Origin of the sequence: Haemophilus haemolyticus (assembly GCF_003493605.1) — a bacterium.
Taxonomy (GTDB): domain Bacteria; phylum Pseudomonadota; class Gammaproteobacteria; order Enterobacterales; family Pasteurellaceae; genus Haemophilus; species Haemophilus haemolyticus_J.
Genome location: NZ_QQKA01000004.1, coordinates 110,842 through 133,834, shown reverse-complemented (window position 1 = coordinate 133,834; position 22,993 = coordinate 110,842). Strand labels below are relative to the sequence as shown.

Below are 22,993 nucleotides of genomic sequence, written 5' to 3'. Positions count from 1 at the left end.
TGGGCGATTAAAAACGGAATGTTATTACGGCAAACGATTTGAGACGTTCGAACAACTGGAAAAAACGATTCATGAATATATTCATTATTACAACCATGAGCGCATTCAGGGGAAACTAAAAGGACTCAGCCCTGTGAATTACAGAACTCAGTCCTTGAACTAAATCAGTCTAACTTTTTGGGGTCAGATCATTTATCTCTCTTTTTTTAATGTAATTTAACTTTTCGGCGCATTTTACGCATTAATAAAAATACCCATGGCCATAGTATTCCCGATGCTAAAGCCCCAAAGATTTCTTGCCAGTTAAAAAATGCGGTATGCAGGGAGAATTCGATTAAGAAAATAGCTAATCTGACAATAAACACAAACGCAATCACTAAAAGACTTTGAAACCAAAGTGATAAATTTCTGAGTACGAGATAGTTTTTTGCCACAAAATAAATTGTCACAGAAAGGACTAGGGCATGAATACCCAATGTGGAACCTAGGATTAAATCCCATACAAGTCCTAACAAAAATGCCCATCCAATACTGACTTTATTTGGAATAGCCAGAACCCAGTAAAGTAAAACGAGAACTAACCAAGCAGGCTTAAATGCCTGAAAACCAAGTGGCCAGGGGGCGAGTTCTAGCACTAATGCCACGACAAAGAAGCTTAAAATTGTGAGCCATTGTAAAATAAAGCGAGTTTGCATTAATCTTCTTCCCTATGTTCTTGTTGTTCTGATGGTACAGCTTCTTCATTTTGCGGTGCATCGGTTGGAATTTCAGGTTCAATCGTTGATTTATCCTTATTTTCTTGAAGATTATCGTCTGTTAACGGGGCTTTTTTTACTTTGTAATCAGCTTCATTCGCTTGGCTTTCTAAACGTTTTTGTACTAAATTACGCACTTCTTCTGGAGACATAGATTTTACTTTAGACATATCTAAATTGCTTGGCCAAAGCAGCAATACATAGCGTAAGCGTTCAAGAGCTGCGAGAGGTTTGGCTTTGACAGTTGCAAAGTAATTGGAACCATCGCGTGAAACGCTTTGTACAACTGCTACTGGATAGCCTTCAAGGAAACGACCACCAAGACCAGACGTTACAAGTAAGTCGCCTTTTTCGATATCCACAGAACGAGGTACATTATCAAGAGTTAGTTCATCAGTATGCCCCGTTCCACTTGCAATGACACGAACATCGTTACGTAGAACTTGTACTGGAATAGAATGAGTGACATCAGTTAAGAGCAGTACTCGGCTGGTGTTATTGCCCACAGAAATAATTTGACCAATGACGCCTTTTTCATCAATTACAGGCTGACCTACATAAGCACCGTCTTTTTCGCCTTGGTTAATAACAATTTGTTGACGATAAATATCAGTTTCTGCAGTTAAAATTTCCGCAATCTTTTTGTATTCATCGGTGCGTAAAGGGGAGTTTAACAATAAACGTAAACGCTGATTCTCGACTTTGAGTTGATCTAGTAAGAGTAAATCTGCATTTTTTTCACGTAATTGTTCGCGTAACACTTTATTTTCGATTTGTAATTTACTGGTATCTACTAAATTATCTGATACCCCATCTAATACGGTACGAGGGCTATTAGCAAGATAATAGAGTCCACCCACTGCAGTTTCCATGGCACTGCGAGCTTTAGTCATTGAATTAGTTTGACCATCAGCTAAGATTAAAGAAAGGGAAGCGGTTACAGTTAATAATAATCGAATGCCAAGCGGGGGGGCTTTACCGAAAATAGGCTTCATTAAGCGTCCTACGTTGAGATAAAAAGATTAAAAGGAAAAGTGCGGTCATTTTTAACCGCACTTTTTATTTTTGGTCTAAATTAAATTTCGTCACTAAAAATGTCGCCACCGTGCATATCGATCATTTCTAATGCCTCACCGCCACCGCGAGCAACACAGGTTAATGGATCTTCTGCGATAATGACTGGAACGCCAGACTCTTTAGAGAGAAGCGTATCAATATTACGCAATAGTGCACCACCACCAGTTAACACCATACCTCGTTCAAAAATATCAGCTGCGTGCTCTGGTTGACATTCCTCAAGAGCAGTACGAACAGCGGTTACGATACCATTTAATGGTTGTTGAATAGCTTCTAAAACATCGCGTGAGGTTAAGGTGAATGAACGAGGTGCGCCTTCAGCAAGATTGTGGCCATGCACTTCCATTTCTTTAATTTCATCACCTTCTTGAATGTAGGCTGTACCGATTTCTTGTTTGATACGTTCTGCTGTTGGTTCGCCGATAACAGAACCAAAAGTGCGGCGAACATAAGAAATAATCGCTTCATCAAAACGGTCACCACCGATACGAACTGAAGAAGAATATACGATACCATTCAAGGAAATTACAGCGACTTCAGTTGTACCACCACCGATATCAATTACCATAGAACCAACTGCAGTAGAAACAGGTAATTTCGCGCCGATTGCGGCTGCCATTGGTTCTTCAATTAAATACACTTCACGTGCACCAGCCCCGATTGCAGATTCTTTAATTGCGCGACGTTCTACTTGAGTTGCGCCAGCAGGCACACAGACAAGCACACGAGGGCTTGGACGCATAAAATTACCGCTATGAACTTGTTTGATAAAGTATTGCAACATTTTTTCTGTAACAAAGAAGTCTGCGATTACACCATCTTTCATTGGGCGAATAGCAGCGATGCTTTTTGGTGTACGTCCAAGCATTAATTTTGCTTCTTTACCTACAGCCGCGATGCTTTTTAATGAGCCAACGCGATCTTGTCGAATGGCAACAACTGAAGGTTCATTTAAGACAATACCTTGACTTTTAACGTAAATTAAAGTGTTTGCTGTGCCTAAATCAATAGAAAGATCGTTTGAAAACAACCCACGAATTTTTTTAAATAACATAATTATACCGTTTAAAATGAAAGTTAGTTTTGTTTGACAAAAAATAGAAAATGACTTTGTCAAACAGACAAAAAATTGCACTAAATGTATCAAAAAAAGCGTTGCGATTACAGTGTTTTTTAGCGTTTTTTATAGCACTTGCCATTGCCCTTTGTCTTGCAGAATTAATTGTTGTTGATGTAAGGTTTTAAGGGTTGAACGGTGTCCCACACTGATGATTGTCGTTTGTGGTAGTTCTTGTTGTAACAATTGATACATCGAAAATTCTAAACCTTCATCCATACTAGCTGTGGCTTCATCTAAAAATGCCACTGCTGGTTTGTGTAGAATTAATCGTGCAAACGCCAGACGCTGTTGTTCGCCAAGAGAAAGAATACGCGTCCAGTCTTGTTCTTTTTCTAATTGTTCAGTTAAATGCCCTAGTTGCACTTTATTTAATATTTCTACCGCTTGCGTATGTGAAATATTGTCAGCGTTATTTGGATAAGCTAATGCTGACATCAAATTTCCTTGTGGCACATACGGCTTTTGTGACAAGAAAAGCTGATTGTGCGTAGGGCAATTTATTTCCCCCTCAGCATAGTTCCAAAGTCCAGCAATCGTGCGTAAAAGCGTGGTTTTCCCTGCCCCAGATTTTCCTTGAATAAGTAAACTTGTTCCTTGCGGTAAGGTAATGTTTAGATGTTTAATTAGTGTATGACCTAATGGATTTTGAATACTTAAATTTTTGAAAATCACATCTGTTGGATGATTGTGGATCTGTGTTTGTGATTTATTATTTACTTTTTCAATGGCATAACTGAACCCAGTTAAACGATCTAGCGTTGCTTTATAGCTTGCAAAATTATCATAAGTATTACGGAAGAATGAAAGATTTGCGTGTAACTGACCAAATACTTGTAAGGTTTGCATTAGATCGCCTAGTTTTATTTGCTTTTCAAAGTAACGTCCAACTTGAATTAACAATGGAAAAACAACAGAAATTTGGCTTACGACTAAGTTAAATCCTGAAAATTTTAGTGTTCTAAATACAATAATCCACATATTATGAATGACGGCATTGAACTGCTGATAAAGCTGATTTTTTTCGACTTTTTCGCCCGCATAAAAAGCAATGCTTTCGGCATATTCTTTAATGCGAATTAAAGAATAACGATAGTTTGCGTTTAGGCGTTCATTAATAAAATTCAATGAGATTAATGGGCGACCGAGCCAAAATGCGATGAGGGTTGTGAAAATGACATAACCAAATACTAAAAATACCATCATATGCGGAATTTCCACGCCAAGTACCATCATTGGCCCTGCTAATCCCCATAATAAAATCGTATAAGAGATCATAGAGGTTACCGCATCAATGACACCAGTGCTTAAAGAAAGCGTGGTTTTTACATAAGATTGCACATCTTGTTGAATACGTTGATCGGGGTTATCAAGATTTTCTGATAAATATTGTGTTTTGTAATAGGCACGATGTGCCATCCATTTATCAACAAGCTGTTCGTTAAGCCATTCAATCCAGTTGATGACGAAACGTTGCTCTAAATAATAGCTTACTAATGCTGCTGAAACAGAACTTGCGGCAATGACGCAGAACAAGCCCATTTGTTGCCAAAATACATGTTCATTAAATTCTTGCAATGAGGTGTACATATTTTTGTACCACTCAGAATGTACAAGGCTGATGCGTACGCTGAGTAATGTCATTGCAACAATAAGCAGAAAGAATAGGATAGGTTTTATACTACGTTTAGGCGAAAGATAACCACCTGCAAACATCCAAAATTGTCTTCCCCATTGAGTAAAACGCACCAAAAGAAAAATGCCAAAACTAAAGACGACTGAGGTGATGGCTAGCGTTTGTAAAATCCAAATAAGAGAAGTAATGGCTTCTTGGCTGTAATCCATAAATATTCCATACGAGCTAAAAGTGCGGTGAAAAATAACCGCACTTTTTGTAAAAGGGTCAAAATTTTTCGGTATTGTAGAGTCTATGTTCGATTTCGCAAGAAAAAATGTGACGAACGTAGCATTTTTTGAGTTTGGTTAAGGTTTTCAAAAAACAACTTGTATATAATCCGAAGGAGTTAAATTTCATTTTTAAGGGGTCAATATGAGTGATATTGCAATCACGATTAGTCTTCTTGCCCTCGTTGCCGTAATCGGTTTATGGATCGGGCATTGGAAGATCCGTGGGGTTGGGCTTGGCATTGGTGGCGTGCTGTTTGGCGGCATTATTGTTGCCCATTTCACTAATCAATATGGCTTGAAACTGGATGCGCATACGCTGCATTTTGTGCAAGAATTTGGTTTAATTTTATTTGTTTATACTATTGGTATTCAGGTTGGGCCGGGCTTTTTTTCTTCTTTACGAAAATCTGGTTTAAAGCTAAATGCCTTTGCCATTTTGATTATTGTGCTGGGTTCAATTGCCGTGGTTCTTGTACATAAAATTGCGGATGTTCCTCTGGATATTGCTTTAGGTATTTATTCTGGTGCTGTTACTAATACACCTGCATTGGGGGCTGGGCAGCAAATTCTGGCAGAATTAGGCGTGCCGCAAACCACTGTAACTATGGGGATGTCCTATGCGATGGCTTACCCATTCGGTATTTGCGGTATTTTGCTTGCAATGTGGTTAATCCGCTTATTTTTTAAAGTCAAAGTGGACGATGAAGCCGCTCGTTTTAATGCGGAGAGCGGTCAAGAAAAAGAAAGTTTACATAATATTTCTTTAAAAGTGACTAATCAAAATTTAGATGGTCTGACGTTAATTCAAATTCCTGGATTTAGCGATGAAGAAGTCGTATGTTCACGTTTAAAACGCGATGATATGGAAATCGTTCCAAAGGCAAGTACTGAGATTCGTACCAACGATATTTTGCAATTAGTGGGCGATGATAATTCGCTTGCCAAAATGCGTTTGATTATCGGGCATGAAGTTGATGCACCAACCGTTGCCTATAGTGGCGAAATTCGTTCTGAGCGTGTGGTGGTAACGAACGAAAAAGTCTTAGGTAAAAAGATCCGTGCCTTAGGCATTCATCAAAAATATGGGGTTGTGATTTCACGTTTAAATCGTGCAGGGATTGAGTTAGTTCCAACGGGAAATACCACACTGCAATTTGGCGATGTGTTACATATGGTCGGACGCAGTGATGTACTAAATCAGGCTATTTCAGTTATTGGTAATGCACAACAAAAATTGCTTCAAGTGCAAATGTTACCTGTGTTTATCGGCATTGGTTTAGGGGTACTCGTTGGTTCGATTCCATTTTATATTCCAGGTTTCCCTGTCGCGTTAAAATTAGGACTTGCTGGCGGGCCATTGGTGGTTGCGTTGATCTTAGCGAGAATTGGCACGATTGGTAAACTTTACTGGTTTATGCCACCAAGTGCTAACTTGGCATTACGCGAAATTGGGATTGTTCTTTTCTTGGCTGTGGTCGGTTTAAAATCAGGTGGAAGTTTCTTTGATACTTTAGTGAATGGTTCGGGACTTGAATGGATGGGATACGGTATTTTTATCACTTTTGTGCCGTTGATTATTGCTGGGACTATAGCACGCTTATATGGAAAACTTAATTACCTAACTATCTGTGGTTTACTTGCAGGTTCAATGACGGATCCTCCCGCTTTAGCATTTGCGAATGAAATTAAAGAAGATAACGGTGCGGCAGCACTTTCTTATGCCACTGTGTATCCGTTAGTGATGTTTTTGCGAATAATGTCGCCACAGTTATTGGCGGTATTGTTATGGGCAGCATAGAAAAAATAATTTCAATTTAGACATAAAAAGCGCGGTTAATTTCGCGCTTATTTTTTGCGTGGATTTTGCGCGAGAGGGTATTCAATGATAGAATTCCGCACTTTTTATTGCTAAGTGAGAACAAAATGGCGTTAGTTGAATTTTTGATGGAAACCTTAGATGGGTTAAAGGGAACAGATATTGTACATTTTGATGTACGTGGAAAATCATCGATTACGGATAATATGATTATTTGCACGGGTACGTCGAGCCGCCAAGTTTCTGCAATGGCAGATAATTTAATTACAGAATGTAAAAAAGCAGGTTTTGAAACCTTTGGCGAAGAAGGGAAAAATACTGCAGATTGGATTGTGGTGGACCTTGGTCAAGCTATCGTACATATCATGCAACGTGATGCCCGTGAAATGTATCAATTAGAGAAACTTTGGGCGTAAATTTTAGTAAAGTGCGGTAAAAAATAACCGCACTTTTTAGATAAGGATGACTTGTGAAAATCACGTTAATTGCTGTTGGAACAAAAATGCCTTCTTGGGTTACAACGGGTTTTGAGGAATATCAACGCCGTTTCCCAAAAGATATGCCTTTTGAACTGATTGAAATCCCAGCAGGTAAGCGTGGAAAAAATGCTGATATTAAACGTATTTTAGAGCAAGAAGGTAAGGCGATGTTAGCCGCCTGTGGAAAAGGTAAAGTTGTGACGTTAGATATTCCAGGTAAACCTTGGACGACACCGCAGTTAGCCGAGCAATTAGAAGCGTGGAAAAATGATGGTCGCGATGTTTGTTTGTTGATTGGTGGGCCTGAGGGGCTTTCGCCAGAATGTAAAGCCGCTGCAGAGCAAAGTTGGTCGCTTTCGCCATTAACATTACCTCACCCACTTGTTCGTGTTGTAGTGGCTGAAAGTTTGTATCGTGCGTGGTCGCTCACTACTAATCATCCTTATCATCGAGAATGATACATCCTTATTTTTAGTCAGATGAATTTAAAAAAATTCTTCAATACACCAACACACGAACCGTTCCGCGATAAAAAAGCGGAGCGTAACCTTTTTGCACGCCGAACTTTAGTGGCTTTTTTGGGGATTTTGTTACTAACAGGTGTTTTATTCACCAATATTTATCAGCTACAGATTGTTAATTTTGATACTTACCAAACGCGTTCTAATGGTAACCGAATTAAATTATTACCTTTACCGCCAACGCGTGGCTTAATCTATGATCGTTACGGTAAATTATTAGCCGAAAATCTTACTTTTTTTGGTTTATACATTGTGCCGGAAAAAACTGAAAATTTAGACCGCACTTTAGATGAATTACGCTACATTGTGGGATTAACGGATAACGATATTGAAAATTTTAAAAAGGAACGTCGCCGCGGAACGCGTTACACGCCTATTTTATTGAAACCGAATTTAACAGAAGAACAAATCGCACGTTTTGCAGTGAGTGGCTATCAATATCCGAGTTTAGATGTACGTCCTTATTTCAAACGCTATTACTTATATGGCGAGATTATGACGCATATTTTAGGTTATGTGGGAAAAATCAATGATAAAGACGTTGAACGCTTGAAAAAAGAGGAAAAATTTACCAATTATTCTGGTAGCAATGATATAGGTAAATTGGGGATTGAACGTTATTACGAAGATAAGTTACACGGAACCACAGGTTTTGAAGAAGTAGAAATTAACAACCGTGGTAAAGTTATTCGTAAGTTACGTGAACAACCTTCAGTTGCAGGAAAAAGTATTTATCTTACTATTGATTTAGAATTGCAGCGTTACATCACAGATCTTTTGGCAGGGCAAAAAGGTGCGATTGTTGTATTAGATCCTCAAGATAGTGGTGTGCTGGCTATGGTGTCTACGCCAAGTTATGACAATAATTTGTTTGTTGATGGTATTTCGTCAGAAGATTATAAACGTTTATTAAATAATCCTGCTCGTCCGCTTTATAGTCGTGCGACACAAGGTGCGTATCCCCCGGCTTCGACAGTTAAACCTTTTATTGCAGTAGCCGCACAAACTGAAAATGTGATTACATCAAACACAACGATTTTTGATCCGGGATATTGGGTATTACCTAACTCCACAAAACGTTTTCGTGATTGGAAAAAAACAGGCCACGGGGATACGGATTTGAATAAAGCGATTACTGAATCCTCTGATACTTATTTTTATCAAGTGGCTTATAATATGGGTATTGATCGTCTTTCTGATTGGATGAAACGCTTTGGCTTCGGTATGCCAACTGGGATTGAAATTCAAGAAGAAACGGCTGCCAATATGCCAACCCGAGAATGGAAACAAAAACGCTATAAACGCCCTTGGGTACAAGGCGATACGATTTCGGTTGGGATTGGTCAAGGTTATTGGACAGCAACACCATTACAAGTAGCAAAAGCAACGACGATATTGGTCAATAATGGCAAAGTAAATACGCCGCATTTGATGAAAGCAATTGAAGTATCGACTCTAAAACCTTATGAAGATCCTTTGCTTTATCCTGATATTACAGAGGCTAAACAAAGTTACTGGGATGCGGCAAAACGTGGAATGTATAATGTTGTCAATTCAGCTTTAGGGACGGGGAGAAAGGCTTTTGCTGGAGCAAACTATCGTGTTGCAGGAAAATCTGGTACTGCTCAAGTGTTTAGTTTAAAAGAAAATGAAAAATACAATGCGGCTGGATTGAAAAAAGAATTACATGATCACGCATGGTTTACCGCATATGCACCTTATGAAAATCCTAGATTGGTTGTGACAGTGATTTTAGAAAATGCAGGTGGTGGTTCAAGTAATGCCGCACCGTTAGCACGTAAAGTGATGGATTACTATTTGAATCAGCGTTTACCACAAGTTGAAAAATATAATGTACCTATTCAGCAAAAAAAAGATTTGTCACAAGAGAGCGAACAAATAAATGGAAGATAAAATCCCTTTTTGGTTGCGTGTTTGGCAACGTTTGCATATTGATTTTTGGCTGTTTATCGGACTTCTTGCAATAACGGCTTATGGTATGCTGGTATTATATAGTGCATCAGGTGCCAGTGAAATGATGTTTAATAACCGAATTATTCAGGTTTTACTTGGATTTATTGTTATGCTGTTAATGGCTCAATTTCCACCAAGATTTTACCAACGCATCGCACCTTATCTTTATTTAATTGGTTTTGTGTTGTTGATCTTAGTAGATGCTATTGGCACGACAAGTAAAGGTGCGCAGCGTTGGCTTGATCTGGGATTTATTCGTTTTCAACCCTCTGAAATTGTAAAACTTGCTGTGCCATTAATGGTGTCAGTGTATTTAGGTAATCGTCCACTTCCACCTAAATTAAGTGAAACATTTATTGCGATTGCAATGATTATGATTCCGACTTTACTTGTGGCTATACAACCAGATTTAGGCACATCAATTTTGGTCAGTGCGTCAGGTTTATTTGTCGTGTTTTTAGCAGGAATGAGCTGGTGGCTTATTTTAGCGGCAGTGATTGGTTTAGCGGGGTTTATTCCGATTATGTGGCTATATCTAATGCACGATTATCAACGTACTCGCGTACTTACATTATTAGACCCAGAAAAAGATCCCCTTGGTGCAGGCTATCATATTTTGCAATCAAAAATTGCGATTGGTTCAGGTGGATTAAGTGGAAAAGGTTGGATGCAGGGAACACAATCACAATTAGAATTTTTGCCTGAACCCCATACGGATTTTATTTTTGCGGTAATGGGCGAAGAACAGGGAATGATTGGTTTTTTGATTTTAATGGCGATTTACTTGTTTATTATTGTGCGAGGTTTAATGATTGCCGTTAATGCTCAAACTTCTTTTGAGCGTATTCTTGCTGGCGCAACAACATTAATTTTCTTTGTTTATGTATTTGTGAACATTGGAATGGTAAGCGGAATTTTGCCTGTTGTGGGTGTGCCATTACCTTTATTTAGTTATGGTGGTACCTCTTATGTTGCGATTATGGCAAGTTTTGGTTTAGTGATGTCTATTCATACGCATAAAAGTCAATTTATGAAAAGGAACTAATTTCATTTTTTTCTTTCTTAAAGAATAAATGAAAAGCGTTAATATTTTATGAAATTAAAAACTGGGTTAAATTTGACCGCACTTTTGCTATTTATGATAAGCGTAGCTTTTCCTGCGCAGGCTGATACGCAAAAAATGTATGGTATTCGAGGGGATAATCTTTCTATCGCAACTCAAACGCCTGCGCCAAGTACTTATTCAGTAAAAGGGCAAACTTATACAACTAAAAGTGGGAATGAAGCTAAATCTTATATTAAAGAAGGTTTGGCAAGTTATTATCATCTTAAATTTGATGGACGCAAAACAGCAAGTGGCGATGTTTATAATTCAAAACAATTTACTGCGGCACATAAAACATTGCCAATAAACTCTTATGCTTTAGTGACAAATTTACATAACAATCGTAAAGTGATTGTACGTATTAATGATCGTGGGCCTTTTAGCGATAAACGTTTAATTGATCTTTCGCACGCTGCAGCAAAAGAAATTGGCTTAATTTCCCACGGCACTGGACAGGTAAGAATTGAGGCATTGCACGTTGCTAAAAATGGAAATTTATCAGGTGCAGCCACAAAAACACTGGCTAAACAAGCAAAAACTCAAGAAGCTGCCGATCGTTTAGTATTAAAATCTAACACGCTTTTTGATAACGCATCTAAGTCAATAAATGATCTAAAAGGAACTGAATTTTACCGTTTGAAAATGCTTGAATTAACCTCTCGTAGCCAAGCAAATAAGTTAATTACGCAACTTGCGTTAGCGAATATTCAGACTGAAGTAAATCGCTCGGGAAATAAATATGAAATTCATATTGGGCCTTTTGATAACAAAACAAAAATGGCACAAGTAAGAGCCAAATTGCAAAAAATGGCGAATAATAAGCCATTAATTATTTATACGTATAAAAATTAATTGTAGGAAGATCTTATGTTGAAAAGAACAACAAAAATCGCATTTTTATCTGGATTTGTGGCACTTAGCAGTTTTTCCGTATCTGCTGAAGATATTCAGTTTGCTGTAATGCCGCCGCAAATTACGGCTCAAACTTATGTACTGATGGATTATAATTCAGGCGCAATTTTGACCGCACTTAATCCAGATCAACGTCAATATCCTGCATCACTGACTAAAATGATGACAAGTTATGTAGTTGGTGTCGCATTAAAACAAGGCAAAATCCATAATACCGATATGGTTACTATTGGTGAGAGTGCGTGGGGACGCAATTTTCCTGATTCTTCCAAAATGTTTTTGGATTTAAATACTCAGGTTTCTGTGGCTGATTTAAATCGTGGTGTGATTATTGTTTCTGGAAATGATGCAACCGTGGCTTTAGCTGAACATATTTCAGGCAATGTGCCAAATTTTGTAGGAACGATGAATAAATATGTTCAACAATTTGGGTTAAAAAACACGAATTTCACTACGCCACACGGTTTAGACGATCCAAATCAGTATTCTTCTGCACGTGATATGGCAATTATAGGTGCGCATATTATTCGTGATTTACCTGAAGAATATAAAATTTACTCAGAAAAAGATTTCACATTTAACAAGATTAAACAACCTAACCGTAATGGCTTATTATGGGATAAAACTATCAATGTTGATGGAATGAAAACGGGTCATACCAGTCAAGCAGGATATAATTTAGTTGCTTCTGCCACGACACCAAACAATATGCGTTTGATTTCAGTGGTAATGGGGGTTCCAACTTATAAAGGTCGTGAAGTAGAAAGTAAAAAACTTTTACAATGGGGTTTTGCTAATTTTGAAACATTTAAAACTTTAGAGGCTGGCAAAGAAATTTCAGAACAAAAGGTTTATTATGGCGATAAAAATTCAGTAAAACTTGGTGCTTTAATGGATCACTTTGTTACAATTCCTAAAGGTAAACAAAATGAGGTTAAAGCTCGTTATGAATTAGCAGATAAAAATTTACAAGCACCATTAGCAAAAGGTCAAGTTATTGGTAAAGTGGTTTATCAATTAGATGGTAAGGATATTGCAAGTGCCAATTTACAAGTGATGAATGATGTGGGAGAGGCGGGTATTTTCGGAAAAGCTTGGGATTGGCTCGTGCTCACTGTAAAAGGCTTATTTGCATAAAATATGCCAGAAACTTACCGCACTTTTTTCATTTTTAATTGAGGCATTCGTAATGTGTGGGTACTCCACTATTCACACATCATTTTTATTATGGGGAAATAATATGACAACAGAAAATGATTACGCAAAACTTAAAGAATTAATGGAATTTCCAGCAAAAATGACATTTAAAGTTGCTGGAATTAATCGTGAGGGGTTAGCGCAAGATCTAATTCAAGTCGTTCAAAAATATATTAAAGGCGATCATATTCCTAAGGAAAAACGGAGTAGTAAAGGCACTTATAATTCGGTATCAATTGATATTATTGCTGAAAACTTTGAGCAGGTAGAAACACTTTATAAAGAACTGGCTAAAGTTGAAGGCGTGAAAATGGTTATTTAGTATGACTAATTCCCTTATCGTTCGTCAGTTAGGATTGCAAGATTATCAAGAAATTTGGCACAAAATGCAGAATTTTACAGATAGTCGCACCGCAGAAACGCAAGACGAAATTTGGTTAGTGCAACATCCCCCTGTATTTACCCAAGGGCAAGCTGGTAAACCAGAGCATCTTTTACAACGTAGTGAAATCCCTGTGGTACAATCGGATCGTGGTGGGCAAATTACTTATCACGCACCCGGTCAGCAAGTGATGTATGTGCTTATTGACATTAAACGCCATAAAAACTTAAATGTACGTCAATTAGTTACCGCACTTGAACAAACGGTGGTTAAAACTTTGGCTGAATATGGCATTGAAAGCTATCCAAAGCCTGATGCGCCAGGTGTTTATGTGGATGGAAAAAAGATTTGTTCTCTTGGATTACGTATTCGTCGTGGTTGCTCTTTTCACGGGTTAGCATTGAATATTAATATGGATCTTAATCCTTTCCATTATATTAATCCTTGTGGTTATGCAGGGCTTGAAATGTGTCAGTTAGCGGATTTTGTTAATCAAGATGAAGCTGATTGCGATAATGTTTCAGCAAAATTAATTAAACACTTCGCCGATCTTTTAGGCTATAATATAACAACTTTATAACATTTTATAAAAACTAAATGCCCAATTTGGGCATTTTTATTTAGGAAAATACTATGTCTACGCCTTTCAAAATGGAACGCGGTGTAAAATATCGCGATGCGGCAAAAACCTCAATTATTCCCGTAAAAAATATCGATCCTAATCAAGAATTATTAAAAAAACCAGAATGGATGAAAATTAAACTTCCAGCAAGTTCAGCTAAAATTGAAAGCATTAAAAATGGAATGCGTCGTCACGGGCTACATTCTGTTTGTGAGGAAGCATCTTGTCCAAATTTACACGAATGCTTTAATCATGGAACTGCAACTTTTATGATTTTAGGTGCAATTTGTACCCGCCGTTGTCCATTCTGTGATGTGGCTCACGGTAAACCATTACCGCCTGATCCTGAAGAGCCACAAAAATTGGCAGAAACAATTCAAGATATGAAACTTAAATATGTGGTGATTACATCGGTGGATCGTGATGATTTACCTGATCGTGGTGCGGGTCATTTTTCTGAATGTGTAAAAGCTGTGCGTGAACTTAACCCTAACATCAAGATTGAAATTTTAGTGCCAGATTTTCGTGGTCGTGTTACACAGGCTTTAGAAAAATTAAAAGATAATCCGCCAGATGTCTTTAACCATAATTTAGAAAACGTACCGCGCTTATATAAAGAAATTCGTCCGGGTGCGGATTATGAATGGTCACTTAAATTATTGCGTGAATTCAAAGAAATGTTCCCAAATATCCCAACCAAATCTGGTTTAATGGTAGGGCTAGGCGAAACTAATGAGGAAATTTTGCAAGTGATGCAAGATTTACGTGATAACGGTGTGACTATGCTCACGTTGGGGCAATATCTTCAACCTAGCCGCCATCATTTGCCTGTTGCCCGTTATGTGCCGCCAGCTGAATTTGATGAATTCCGTGATAAAGCCAATGAAATGGGCTTTGAACATGCGGCTTGTGGACCATTTGTTCGTTCTTCTTATCACGCTGATTTACAAGCTAGTGGCGGATTGGTGAAATAATTTAAAACAGCTCTGAATTAAACCGCACTTTTTGCTTGTCATGAAAGTGCGGTTTATTTTTGATATTTTTTCACCGAATATTTACTAGCCAGAATTATTGCAAGTCTGTAAAATAGCCGACCGCTTTATTCGACTAATTATTTATAACACCTGACGATATTGTAGAAAATGACTCAAAAATTACATATTAAAACTTGGGGCTGCCAGATGAATGAATACGATTCATCTAAAATGGCCGATCTTTTATTAAGTACTCATGGATTAGAACTTACCGAAATTCCTGAAGAAGCAGACGTATTATTATTGAATACCTGTTCTATTCGTGAAAAAGCACAAGAAAAAGTGTTCCACCAACTTGGTCGTTGGAAAGAATTAAAGAAAAATAATCCAAATTTAGTGATTGGTGTGGGCGGCTGTGTAGCTTCTCAAGAAGGTGAACATATCCGCCATCGTGCGCCTTATGTAGATATTATTTTTGGTCCACAAACTTTGCACCGCCTACCTGAAATGATTAACCAAATTCGTGGTGGTAAGAGTTCTGTTGTAGATGTAAGTTTCCCTGAAATTGAGAAATTTGACCGCTTACCTGAACCTCGTGCAGAAGGTCCAACGGCATTTGTTTCGATTATGGAAGGCTGTAATAAATACTGTACTTTCTGTGTTGTACCTTATACACGAGGTGAAGAAGTCAGCCGTCCTGTGGATGATATCTTATTTGAAATTGCGCAGCTTGCGGATCAAGGTGTGCGTGAGGTTAATTTGCTTGGTCAAAACGTGAATGCTTATCGCGGTCCGACACATGATGGTCAAATTTGTAGCTTTGCTGAGTTGCTTCGTCTCGTGGCCTCTATCGATGGTATTGACCGTTTACGTTTTACAACCAGTCATCCAATAGAATTTACGGATGATATTATTGACGTATATCGTGATACGCCTGAATTGGTGAGTTTCTTGCATCTTCCAGTCCAAGCAGGTTCTGACCGTGTATTAACGATGATGAAACGTGGTCATACAGCATTAGAATATAAATCTATTATTCGTAAGCTTCGTGCTGTGCGCCCTGATATTCAAATCAGCTCAGACTTTATTGTTGGTTTCCCTGGTGAAACTGCAGAAGATTTTGAGCAAACTATGAATTTGATTGCACAAGTGAACTTTGATATGAGTTTCAGTTTTGTGTACTCAGCCCGACCAGGTACGCCAGCTGCAGATATGCCAGATGATGTCACGGAAGATGAAAAGAAACAGCGCCTTTATGTATTACAAGAGCGTATTAATCAACAAGCTGCACAGTTTAGCCGTCGCATGCTTGGCACAGAACAACGCGTGTTAGTTGAAGGGCCATCGAAGAAAGATATAATGGAATTAACGGGACGTACTGAAACGAATCGTATTGTCAATTTCCAAGGTTCTCCGGAAATGATTGGTAAATTTGTGGATGTGAAAATCACTGATGTTTATACTAATTCTCTACGTGGTGAAGTAGTGCGTACTGAAGATGAAATGGGATTACGTATTGCGCAATCTCCACAAGAAGTGATGAATCGCACACGTAAAGAAGATGAATTAGGCGTAGGGCGTTACCACGGTTAATTGAAATCTTGAAATATTTAACCGCACTTTGAGAAATTAAAGTGCGGTTATTTTTTTAGGGTATATGGTTTAGATTTGCCAATCTATCGGTTTTATTCCGTGGCTTTCCAAATATGAATTTGTTTTGGAAAAATGGTGACAGCCAAAGAAACCTCGATGAGCTGAAAGTGGGGAAGGATGTGGAGCCGTTAAAACAAGGTGACGAGTGCGGTTAATAATTTGGCCTTTTTTTTGTGCATGGCTGCCCCAAAGTAAAAACACCAGTTTTTCACGATGTTCATTAAGTGCTGCAATTACACGATCAGTAAACGTTTCCCAACCTAAATTAGCATGTGAATGTGCCATACCACGTTCTACGGTAAGCACTGTGTTGAGCAGCAATACCCCTTGTTCTGCCCATTTGACTAAATAACCATGAGATGGCATTTGGAATCCAGAAATATCTTGTGTGAGTTCTTTATACATATTTAATAGTGAAGGGGGAATTGCGACTTCAGGTTTTACTGAAAAAGCCAATCCATGAGCTTGATTTGGTCCATGATAAGGATCCTGACCTAAAATTACTACTTTTACATCTTCAAAAGCCGTATATTTGAATGCGTTAAATACATCTTCTTGTGGGGGATAAATTGTTTTCCCGCTTGTTCTTGCAAGATGAACCTGTTGTAGTGCGTGTTGAAAGTAAGGTTGTTCTTTTTCTTTTCCGATAACATCTGTCCAGGTTTTCATTATTTTGATCCTATTAATAAGTTTGTTCTTATTATAAACAAAAAGATTAAGGCAATAAAAAGTTTAAAGGTTAAATTAATGTTAAATTATTTTAGGTGAATCGCTATATAAATAGGTAAAGTTTAATTTAGATCAAGTTTGTAAAATTATCCTAAAAAGATAACCTGTTCTTTATCAAAAAAATCCAAAATAATTTGAAATCTTCAAATTATTTGATAAAATTTGTACAGTTTTTATGATTATTCCAATGCCAATTAGGAGGCTATTATGATTAAAGGTATTCAAATTACTCAAGCGGCAAATGACAATTTGCTTAATTCATTCTGGTTATTAGACAGCGAAAAAAATGAAGCGCGTTGCTTATGTGCAAAAGGCGAATTCGCTGAAGACCAAGTTGTTGCAGTTAGCGAATTAGGTCAAATCGAATACCGTGAATTACCAGTAAACGTAGCGCCAACTGTTAAAGTTGAAGGTGGCCAACACTTAAACGTAAACGTATTACGTCGTGAAACTTTAGAAGATGCGGTAAACAATCCAGATAAATATCCACAATTAACTATCCGTGTTTCTGGTTACGCAGTACGTTTCAACTCTTTAACTCCAGAACAACAACGCGACGTTATTACTCGTACTTTCACTGAAAGCCTATAATTTCAGTTTGAATGAAAAACAAAACCCCGAAGTCATTCGGGGTTTTGTTTTATCTAAAAGTCCTGAAAATTTGACCGCACTTTATTGATAGGAGAATGTATAAGTGGCAATTGCTTTCACTGTTCCGGGCTTCACATTTCCATTTGTATTGACATAATAAGCTCGGAATAAGACAGAAGGATTATTTTGAACACCAGATGAAAACTCCCATTGATTTTCTGTGCCTTTTTCGGAACTTTCAGGCCCATATTTTAAAGCGGGCGTATTCCAATTATTATAGAGTTTAATTCCGATACCTTTTGCGCTTGAATCCGCTGTTAAACTTAAAATATCACTCCGATTACTTTCATTTGATTTATCGGTTAATGTGCTATAAACACGAATCCCACCCCATAAACCACTTCGCGATGAATTATCACAACGTAAACCAATTTCGAATTTACCGCCATAAACTTCATCTCCTTGAGTTGCGATACTACGCTGAGAAATAGTTGGCAATTTGAGCGTAATGTCCTTTGGCGTGGTTAAAACACAAGTGTGGGGAATAACCTTAAATCTGAATGTGTTAAGATAAATTTCTGTAATTTTATTTCCTGTATATTCGCCATATTTGCTATCGGAACGGCGACGAGGTTCAATTTCGCCAATTTTTGTACGAGGAATGGTATATTCCCCTGTAGGAGGTTGTTTTAGAAGAACAGGAAACACTCTAGCTGAAGCTCCTTGACTTGATGTTGTGCACCATCCATTAAACACTTTTTGCCAAGAACTACTATTAACAGCTACGGGGCTATTGGTATCGCCAGCATAGACTAGAATCCCAATATATTCATTCCCTATATCATAAATAGGTTGGTTATCTATGGAGCCAATAACAGGTAAAATAGATCTTGCATAAAGTTCTGTACAAAAATTATCTCCATTGTTATGACCACGAACAAACTTATATTTTTCGGCATCGTTTACAAAAAATGCATTACCGAAATTATCAAATTTACGCGGTAAGTCGTCTGCGGAGTAATGGCGTGAATATAAAGGAATGGTGCCATCTGCCGTTTTTACGCCTAATTCAAAGGGCGCGACTATATCATATTCCATACTATCGCCTCTGTAGTGATAACCATCGCCATTAGTACGACGTTCAAATGATAGCGAGGGTAAAGTGTAGCAACATAAGCCTGTTAGAAATATTATTTTTTTCCACATATGATTCTCAACTTTTATTTACATTTCACATCATAAATTTGCATTGTTTCTGATTCATTATCTAAATTGACTTGATAATCAAAATAACATTGCTCGTTTTTCCCTAATCCCCAAGAAACAACAAGTGTGCCTTTTGCTTTCGTTAAATTATTCGCAAAAAGAACGCCACCTTGCCCAACATAGCCTACGAGATTTCCTTTATCATCTTTAGCTTCTGTTGCCATTGGTAGAATAACGCCTTTTGGCGTTGCTACATTAAATAGCACCATCGTCGTTTTTTGCGTATCAAAATTGACTAGATTGATGCTATTGGCGCGTGGCACGATTTGTTGTTCTGTTGAATCAAACTCTATATTTATTGGTAAATGGGTCGGATCAATACCAATATAGTTAATAGAATAAGGGGAGGTGTAAGGCACAATAGCATTACCGAAATAATCTAAAGTTTGACCCATACCTGTTGCAGTAACTAACGCACCTTGTGCGCCCTTGGCGTGAATAATGGCAAAATTATCTCCTACTGTTTGCCCTAACGTCACACCATAAGGGTGTGCAACAACAGAACCAGAGGCTGTCATTGAGATTTGACGATTGTGTTGATTATCTTGTCCCACAGAGAATTGATAATCACCAACATCGGCTCGGTAGCCTACATTCGCAGAAACAGAACGATTATTTTGATTATTGCTAGCAGCGGATAATGCGTAATTAAATTGATTATATTGACCTGTTGAACCGCTTACGCTACTTTGCGCATTGTTATAACGGCGATTATGTGTAAATGTTGAAGATACATATTGTTCGCCCAATGGAATAGAGAAGCTTAAATACAAACTGTTATCGCGCGTTTTTCTTTCTTGATCAACTGATTGTGAAAAACCAATTTGATAATTTAATCGTTTCCAATTATTGCTGTAAGAAAGTTGGTATTCATTACGTACCCCGCTTTTTCCCCAGTAACTATAAGTTGAACCAATTAAATAAAGCACACCCCATTTTTCGCCAAGATTTTGATTAATTGAAAGTTGATATTGATTCTTAGGACGAGAAAATAGCATATTTCCCAAGGATTCATTGGCAAGATTATAGTCATTATTTTTCGCCCAAATGACATCTCTCAATGTATAGAAATCTTTTGAATAATAGCGATAAGCAGCTAAAGTCACATTTGTTTTAGTCGAAAGTACATTTACGCTATAACTTGCGTGAAGGCTATAACCGTTTTTCTTTTCTCTCGTTTCATCAAAGATGCTTTGTGCAAAGGTGGCATCTGCAGAAAATGCGCCAATTGGCGTATTTAGACTTGCGCCTAGCAATTCTGCACGATAATTTTTATGTAATGTTATTCCGCTATTAATCGTGAAATTGTTTAGTAAACCATATTGCAATGTACTTTGTAATACATTATCTGGATATATTTCAGAACCATAACGATAACGACCGTAAGCAGTTTGATAACGAAATTGTCCCATTCTGATCAAAGGTGCAATATTAGCAAATGGCACTGTGAATGTGCGTATTTGCCCATTTGATTCTGTAATTTCAACGACTAAATCGCCACTATAGCCACTTGGATAAAGATCCGTAATTGTAAAAGCACCTGCAGGAACAGAAGTTTGATAAATAATTGAACCATTTTGACGAATTGTCACGTTGGCATTACTATTTGCGACACCTTGAACAATAGGCGCGTAACCACGCATTGAGGAGGGGAGCATTCGATCATCTGAAGCCACTTTTAATCCACGTAAAGACATCCCCTCCATTAATTCGCCAGATGTATAGAAATCGCCTAATGTTACAAGCCCTCTAATAGCGGCAAAATCTTTTTGTAAATAGGTTTCTGTACTTTCATAGTGACTATTTTGGTTTTGATCTACTGACTTTTGCCAACTTTTAGAGCCAGAATGTCGTAATGCCCAACTGCCTATGTTGGCTCCAGCACGAATACCAAGATAAGATTGCGCTAAGGTATTATTCCCATTGTTATAGCGATAGTGGTTGGCATTGTAATTTAAGAAGACGGCAGGTTCGCCATCTTGCCAACGACTTGGAGAAATATAACCGCGTGGACGTTGCATGGTAAGAGCCTGAGGAATTTCCACGTTAAGGCGTAAAAGCCCTGTATCAAATTCTGTTTTTACTTGTGAAATTGCTGTATTTACAGGCACACATATTGCATTAGACGGCGATTGCAAAAAAGCTTTCGGTTGTAAATCTAAGATTTCGGCTAATTCAGGGGTTAAACAAAGCGAAATACCGTTTTCAGTATCATCAAAACGCAGTTGTAAATGCCCTTTGTTGATATTATTGACAAAAATTTCTGCGGGATAATGACCTGCTAGAACCGCATTTTTTTCATTAAAACGGCGAATATCCACCACAGGTGCATTTTCACTTTGTCGTAAAAAGCCTGCATCAAATTCATCATCTGCGTGAACATAAAATGACAGGCTAAAACATAAAGCTAGCCCGCAATAAATTGGATGTAATTGATATTTTTGTAGCATTATTAATTTTCTTATCTGATTAATTAGAAAAAAAGTGCGGTAAAATTTTACTTAATTTTTAGCGATTGAATTAATGTAAAATTGATTCGCCTTTTTGATCGCCGCCATAATCATTTACGACAGTCCACTGAACTGTTTCATTCGCGTGTGCGCCTTTAAATGGATAGGTTTGTTGTGAATAAGGCGCAACCATATCTACATTTTTCACTGATTTTCCATTGATTTTAATTTGATCGTAGGTAATAAAATAAGGCGTTGGATTATCCACTCGCAAAGAAGAACCATCTGTTGAAAAATTCACTTTTTGATAAGCATCATTAATAGATATTGCTAATCCTGTTGGACGATAAAAAAATTTTAAGCGTGAACGGATGGCTAATTGTAAATAATTAGGGTTGATCGCTAATGATTCCGCTTTTGGTTTAGGGGGAATATCTAATAAATTAAAGTAAAAAATTGATTCTCGATCTTGGGGTAAGGCTTCGGTGCCAGTAAAGTTTACGCGTAAAGATTGCCCAGAATTGCTTTCTACTCGAACAATGGGCGGCGCAATGACAAAAGGCACTTTAGTTGAATTAGGACTGCTATTAATATCGCCTTTATCTAACCACGATTGCACCAATGCGGGAGAATCGCCTACATTACTTAATTGAATGGAAATATTTTTTTGTTCAGCAGGATAAATAATGCGTGTACCAGTAATCACGACATTTGCTTGGGCAAAAAAAGGAAGTGCGGTTAAAAAGAGGAAGATTTTTTTTAGCATAGGATTACTCAATAGGAAACAGAAAAAACGACTAACGCAGAAAGCGTTAGTCGGATAAAAGAAAGTTTATTTATAGATAATGTTATATTCAACTTTAGATTGAACAACACCAGCGGTAGCTGCAGCACCAACGGCAATATATTGTGCATAGTAAGTTAATTTAGCTTTAGCTGTTCCTGCAACAGTAGTATCGTTCTCAAAATTAAACCAAGAGTTGTAAGGCTTGTTTTCTTGAGTATCAACATTCTCACCCACTGCAATCACTTTACTGGTATCGGCATGAGTTAATTGAATTTGTACATGTTCAGCTGGAGTTGTTCCAGCTGCAGTAGTCTGTGCAATATTTTTTAAATTATGTGTGTTAGGATCCACATATTGGCTATTTGGCAGAAAATAAGCACGAACACCATCTGTGCCTCCTGTTGCAGCTGGTTTACAACCCGTTAATTCAATATTAAAACGTGTTGCACCAGCAACTGCACCATCTGCCGCTAATTGTGTTTTATTGACTGTTGGTAGTGTTACATCAAAATTACCACTTGTACCTGTAGTAACAGTACAAGTTTGATCAACAACACGACCATTAAATGTAATGGTGCCATCTGCTGCGCCAAATGCACTCGAGATTCCGCCTAAACTAAAAAGTAAGCCTGCTGCTAACGTTAATTTTTTCATTATTTAATCCTTAGAATGGAAGTA

At 37.7% G+C, this 22,993-nt stretch carries 22 protein-coding genes; 13 read left to right on the top strand and 9 right to left on the bottom strand.

All coding sequences use genetic code 11. The features are described from left to right. On the top strand, window positions 1–163 hold a 163-nt coding region (locus DV424_RS04705; protein WP_154099475.1), incomplete at its 5' end, for an IS3 family transposase. A 43-nt stretch (window positions 164–206) separates the two neighbouring features. Here the strand turns inward: DV424_RS04705 and mreD are convergent. The 4 genes from mreD to DV424_RS04685 all read right to left on the bottom strand — a co-directional run bounded on the left by mreD (window position 207) and on the right by DV424_RS04685 (window position 4,794). Then, the gene (gene mreD, locus DV424_RS04700) at window positions 207–695 is read right to left on the bottom strand and encodes a rod shape-determining protein MreD (protein ID WP_118859234.1); all 489 of its coding nucleotides are present in this window, start codon (window positions 693–695) and stop codon (window positions 207–209) included. Beyond that, the gene (gene mreC / locus DV424_RS04695; protein WP_118859233.1) at window positions 695–1,750 is read right to left on the bottom strand and encodes a rod shape-determining protein MreC; all 1,056 of its coding nucleotides are present in this window, start codon (window positions 1,748–1,750) and stop codon (window positions 695–697) included. Before mreC ends, mreD begins: the two co-directional genes overlap by 1 nt. Before the next feature lie 80 nt (window positions 1,751–1,830). Continuing rightward, on the bottom strand, window positions 1,831–2,886 hold the full coding sequence (locus tag DV424_RS04690) for a rod shape-determining protein (protein ID WP_118775210.1): 1,056 nt from the start codon (window positions 2,884–2,886) through the stop codon (window positions 1,831–1,833). Between the two features lie 129 nt (window positions 2,887–3,015). Next, window positions 3,016–4,794, bottom strand: a complete 1,779-nt coding sequence (locus tag DV424_RS04685; protein WP_118859232.1) for an ABC transporter ATP-binding protein/permease — start codon at window positions 4,792–4,794, stop codon at window positions 3,016–3,018. Between the two features lie 205 nt (window positions 4,795–4,999). On the opposite strand from DV424_RS04685, the gene DV424_RS04680 reads away from it, so the two are divergent. The 11 genes from DV424_RS04680 to miaB all read left to right on the top strand — a co-directional run bounded on the left by DV424_RS04680 (window position 5,000) and on the right by miaB (window position 16,432). Next, a complete protein-coding gene (locus DV424_RS04680; protein WP_105898861.1) occupies window positions 5,000–6,655 on the top strand; it encodes a putative transporter in 1,656 nt (551 codons plus the stop codon). Window positions 6,656–6,780: 125 nt separating this feature from the next. Further along, window positions 6,781–7,089, top strand: a complete 309-nt coding sequence (rsfS, locus tag DV424_RS04675) for a ribosome silencing factor (protein WP_005635481.1) — start codon at window positions 6,781–6,783, stop codon at window positions 7,087–7,089. A gap of 53 nt (window positions 7,090–7,142) precedes the next feature. Continuing rightward, the gene (gene rlmH, locus DV424_RS04670; protein ID WP_005649848.1) at window positions 7,143–7,610 is read left to right on the top strand and encodes a 23S rRNA (pseudouridine(1915)-N(3))-methyltransferase RlmH; all 468 of its coding nucleotides are present in this window, start codon (window positions 7,143–7,145) and stop codon (window positions 7,608–7,610) included. A 21-nt stretch (window positions 7,611–7,631) separates the two neighbouring features. After that, on the top strand, window positions 7,632–9,587 hold the full coding sequence (mrdA, locus tag DV424_RS04665; protein WP_050822981.1) for a penicillin-binding protein 2: 1,956 nt from the start codon (window positions 7,632–7,634) through the stop codon (window positions 9,585–9,587). After that, window positions 9,577–10,692, top strand: coding sequence for a rod shape-determining protein RodA (gene rodA, locus DV424_RS04660; RefSeq protein ID WP_118859231.1), 1,116 nt, complete (start codon window positions 9,577–9,579; stop codon window positions 10,690–10,692). The genes mrdA and rodA overlap by 11 nt, the downstream gene beginning before the upstream one ends. Before the next feature lie 48 nt (window positions 10,693–10,740). Continuing rightward, window positions 10,741–11,604 (top strand): septal ring lytic transglycosylase RlpA family protein, encoded by an 864-nt coding sequence (locus DV424_RS04655; RefSeq protein WP_118859230.1) that lies wholly within the window; start codon window positions 10,741–10,743, stop codon window positions 11,602–11,604. Window positions 11,605–11,619: 15 nt separating this feature from the next. Continuing rightward, a complete protein-coding gene (locus DV424_RS04650) occupies window positions 11,620–12,801 on the top strand; it encodes a D-alanyl-D-alanine carboxypeptidase family protein (RefSeq protein ID WP_118859229.1) in 1,182 nt (393 codons plus the stop codon). Window positions 12,802–12,904: 103 nt separating this feature from the next. Beyond that, entirely contained in the window at window positions 12,905–13,183 is a 279-nt protein-coding gene (ybeD, locus tag DV424_RS04645) for a DUF493 family protein YbeD (protein WP_105896530.1), read from the top strand. 1 nt (window position 13,184) lies between these two features. Further along, window positions 13,185–13,823 (top strand): lipoyl(octanoyl) transferase LipB, encoded by a 639-nt coding sequence (lipB, locus tag DV424_RS04640; RefSeq protein ID WP_118859228.1) that lies wholly within the window; start codon window positions 13,185–13,187, stop codon window positions 13,821–13,823. Between the two features lie 53 nt (window positions 13,824–13,876). Beyond that, window positions 13,877–14,839: a lipoyl synthase gene (gene lipA, locus DV424_RS04635; protein ID WP_005660728.1), complete on the top strand. Its 963-nt coding sequence runs from the start codon at window positions 13,877–13,879 to the stop codon at window positions 14,837–14,839. A 168-nt stretch (window positions 14,840–15,007) separates the two neighbouring features. Then, window positions 15,008–16,432 (top strand): tRNA (N6-isopentenyl adenosine(37)-C2)-methylthiotransferase MiaB, encoded by a 1,425-nt coding sequence (miaB, locus tag DV424_RS04630; protein WP_118859227.1) that lies wholly within the window; start codon window positions 15,008–15,010, stop codon window positions 16,430–16,432. Window positions 16,433–16,501: 69 nt separating this feature from the next. Here miaB and ung read toward each other — a convergent pair whose 3' ends face one another. Beyond that, complete coding sequence (ung, locus tag DV424_RS04625; protein ID WP_118859226.1) at window positions 16,502–17,161, bottom strand: uracil-DNA glycosylase; 660 nt, start codon at window positions 17,159–17,161, stop codon at window positions 16,502–16,504. 267 nt (window positions 17,162–17,428) lie between these two features. On the opposite strand from ung, the gene grcA reads away from it, so the two are divergent. Further along, window positions 17,429–17,812, top strand: a complete 384-nt coding sequence (gene grcA / locus DV424_RS04620; RefSeq protein ID WP_005628746.1) for an autonomous glycyl radical cofactor GrcA — start codon at window positions 17,429–17,431, stop codon at window positions 17,810–17,812. 81 nt (window positions 17,813–17,893) lie between these two features. On the opposite strand, the gene DV424_RS04615 is transcribed toward grcA, so the two are convergent. From DV424_RS04615 to DV424_RS04600, 4 genes are all read right to left on the bottom strand, one after another. Continuing rightward, window positions 17,894–18,910, bottom strand: a complete 1,017-nt coding sequence (locus DV424_RS04615; RefSeq protein ID WP_239993570.1) for a fimbrial protein — start codon at window positions 18,908–18,910, stop codon at window positions 17,894–17,896. A 122-nt stretch (window positions 18,911–19,032) separates the two neighbouring features. After that, window positions 19,033–21,528 carry a fimbria/pilus outer membrane usher protein gene (locus DV424_RS04610; RefSeq protein WP_118859224.1) on the bottom strand — a complete coding sequence of 832 codons (2,496 nt, stop codon included), beginning with the start codon at window positions 21,526–21,528 and terminating at the stop codon, window positions 19,033–19,035. Between the two features lie 70 nt (window positions 21,529–21,598). Next, window positions 21,599–22,294, bottom strand: a complete 696-nt coding sequence (locus tag DV424_RS04605) for a fimbrial biogenesis chaperone (RefSeq protein WP_118859223.1) — start codon at window positions 22,292–22,294, stop codon at window positions 21,599–21,601. 66 nt (window positions 22,295–22,360) lie between these two features. Further along, a complete protein-coding gene (locus DV424_RS04600; protein WP_118859222.1) occupies window positions 22,361–22,969 on the bottom strand; it encodes a fimbrial protein in 609 nt (202 codons plus the stop codon). Between the last annotated feature and the right edge of the window lie 24 nt (window positions 22,970–22,993).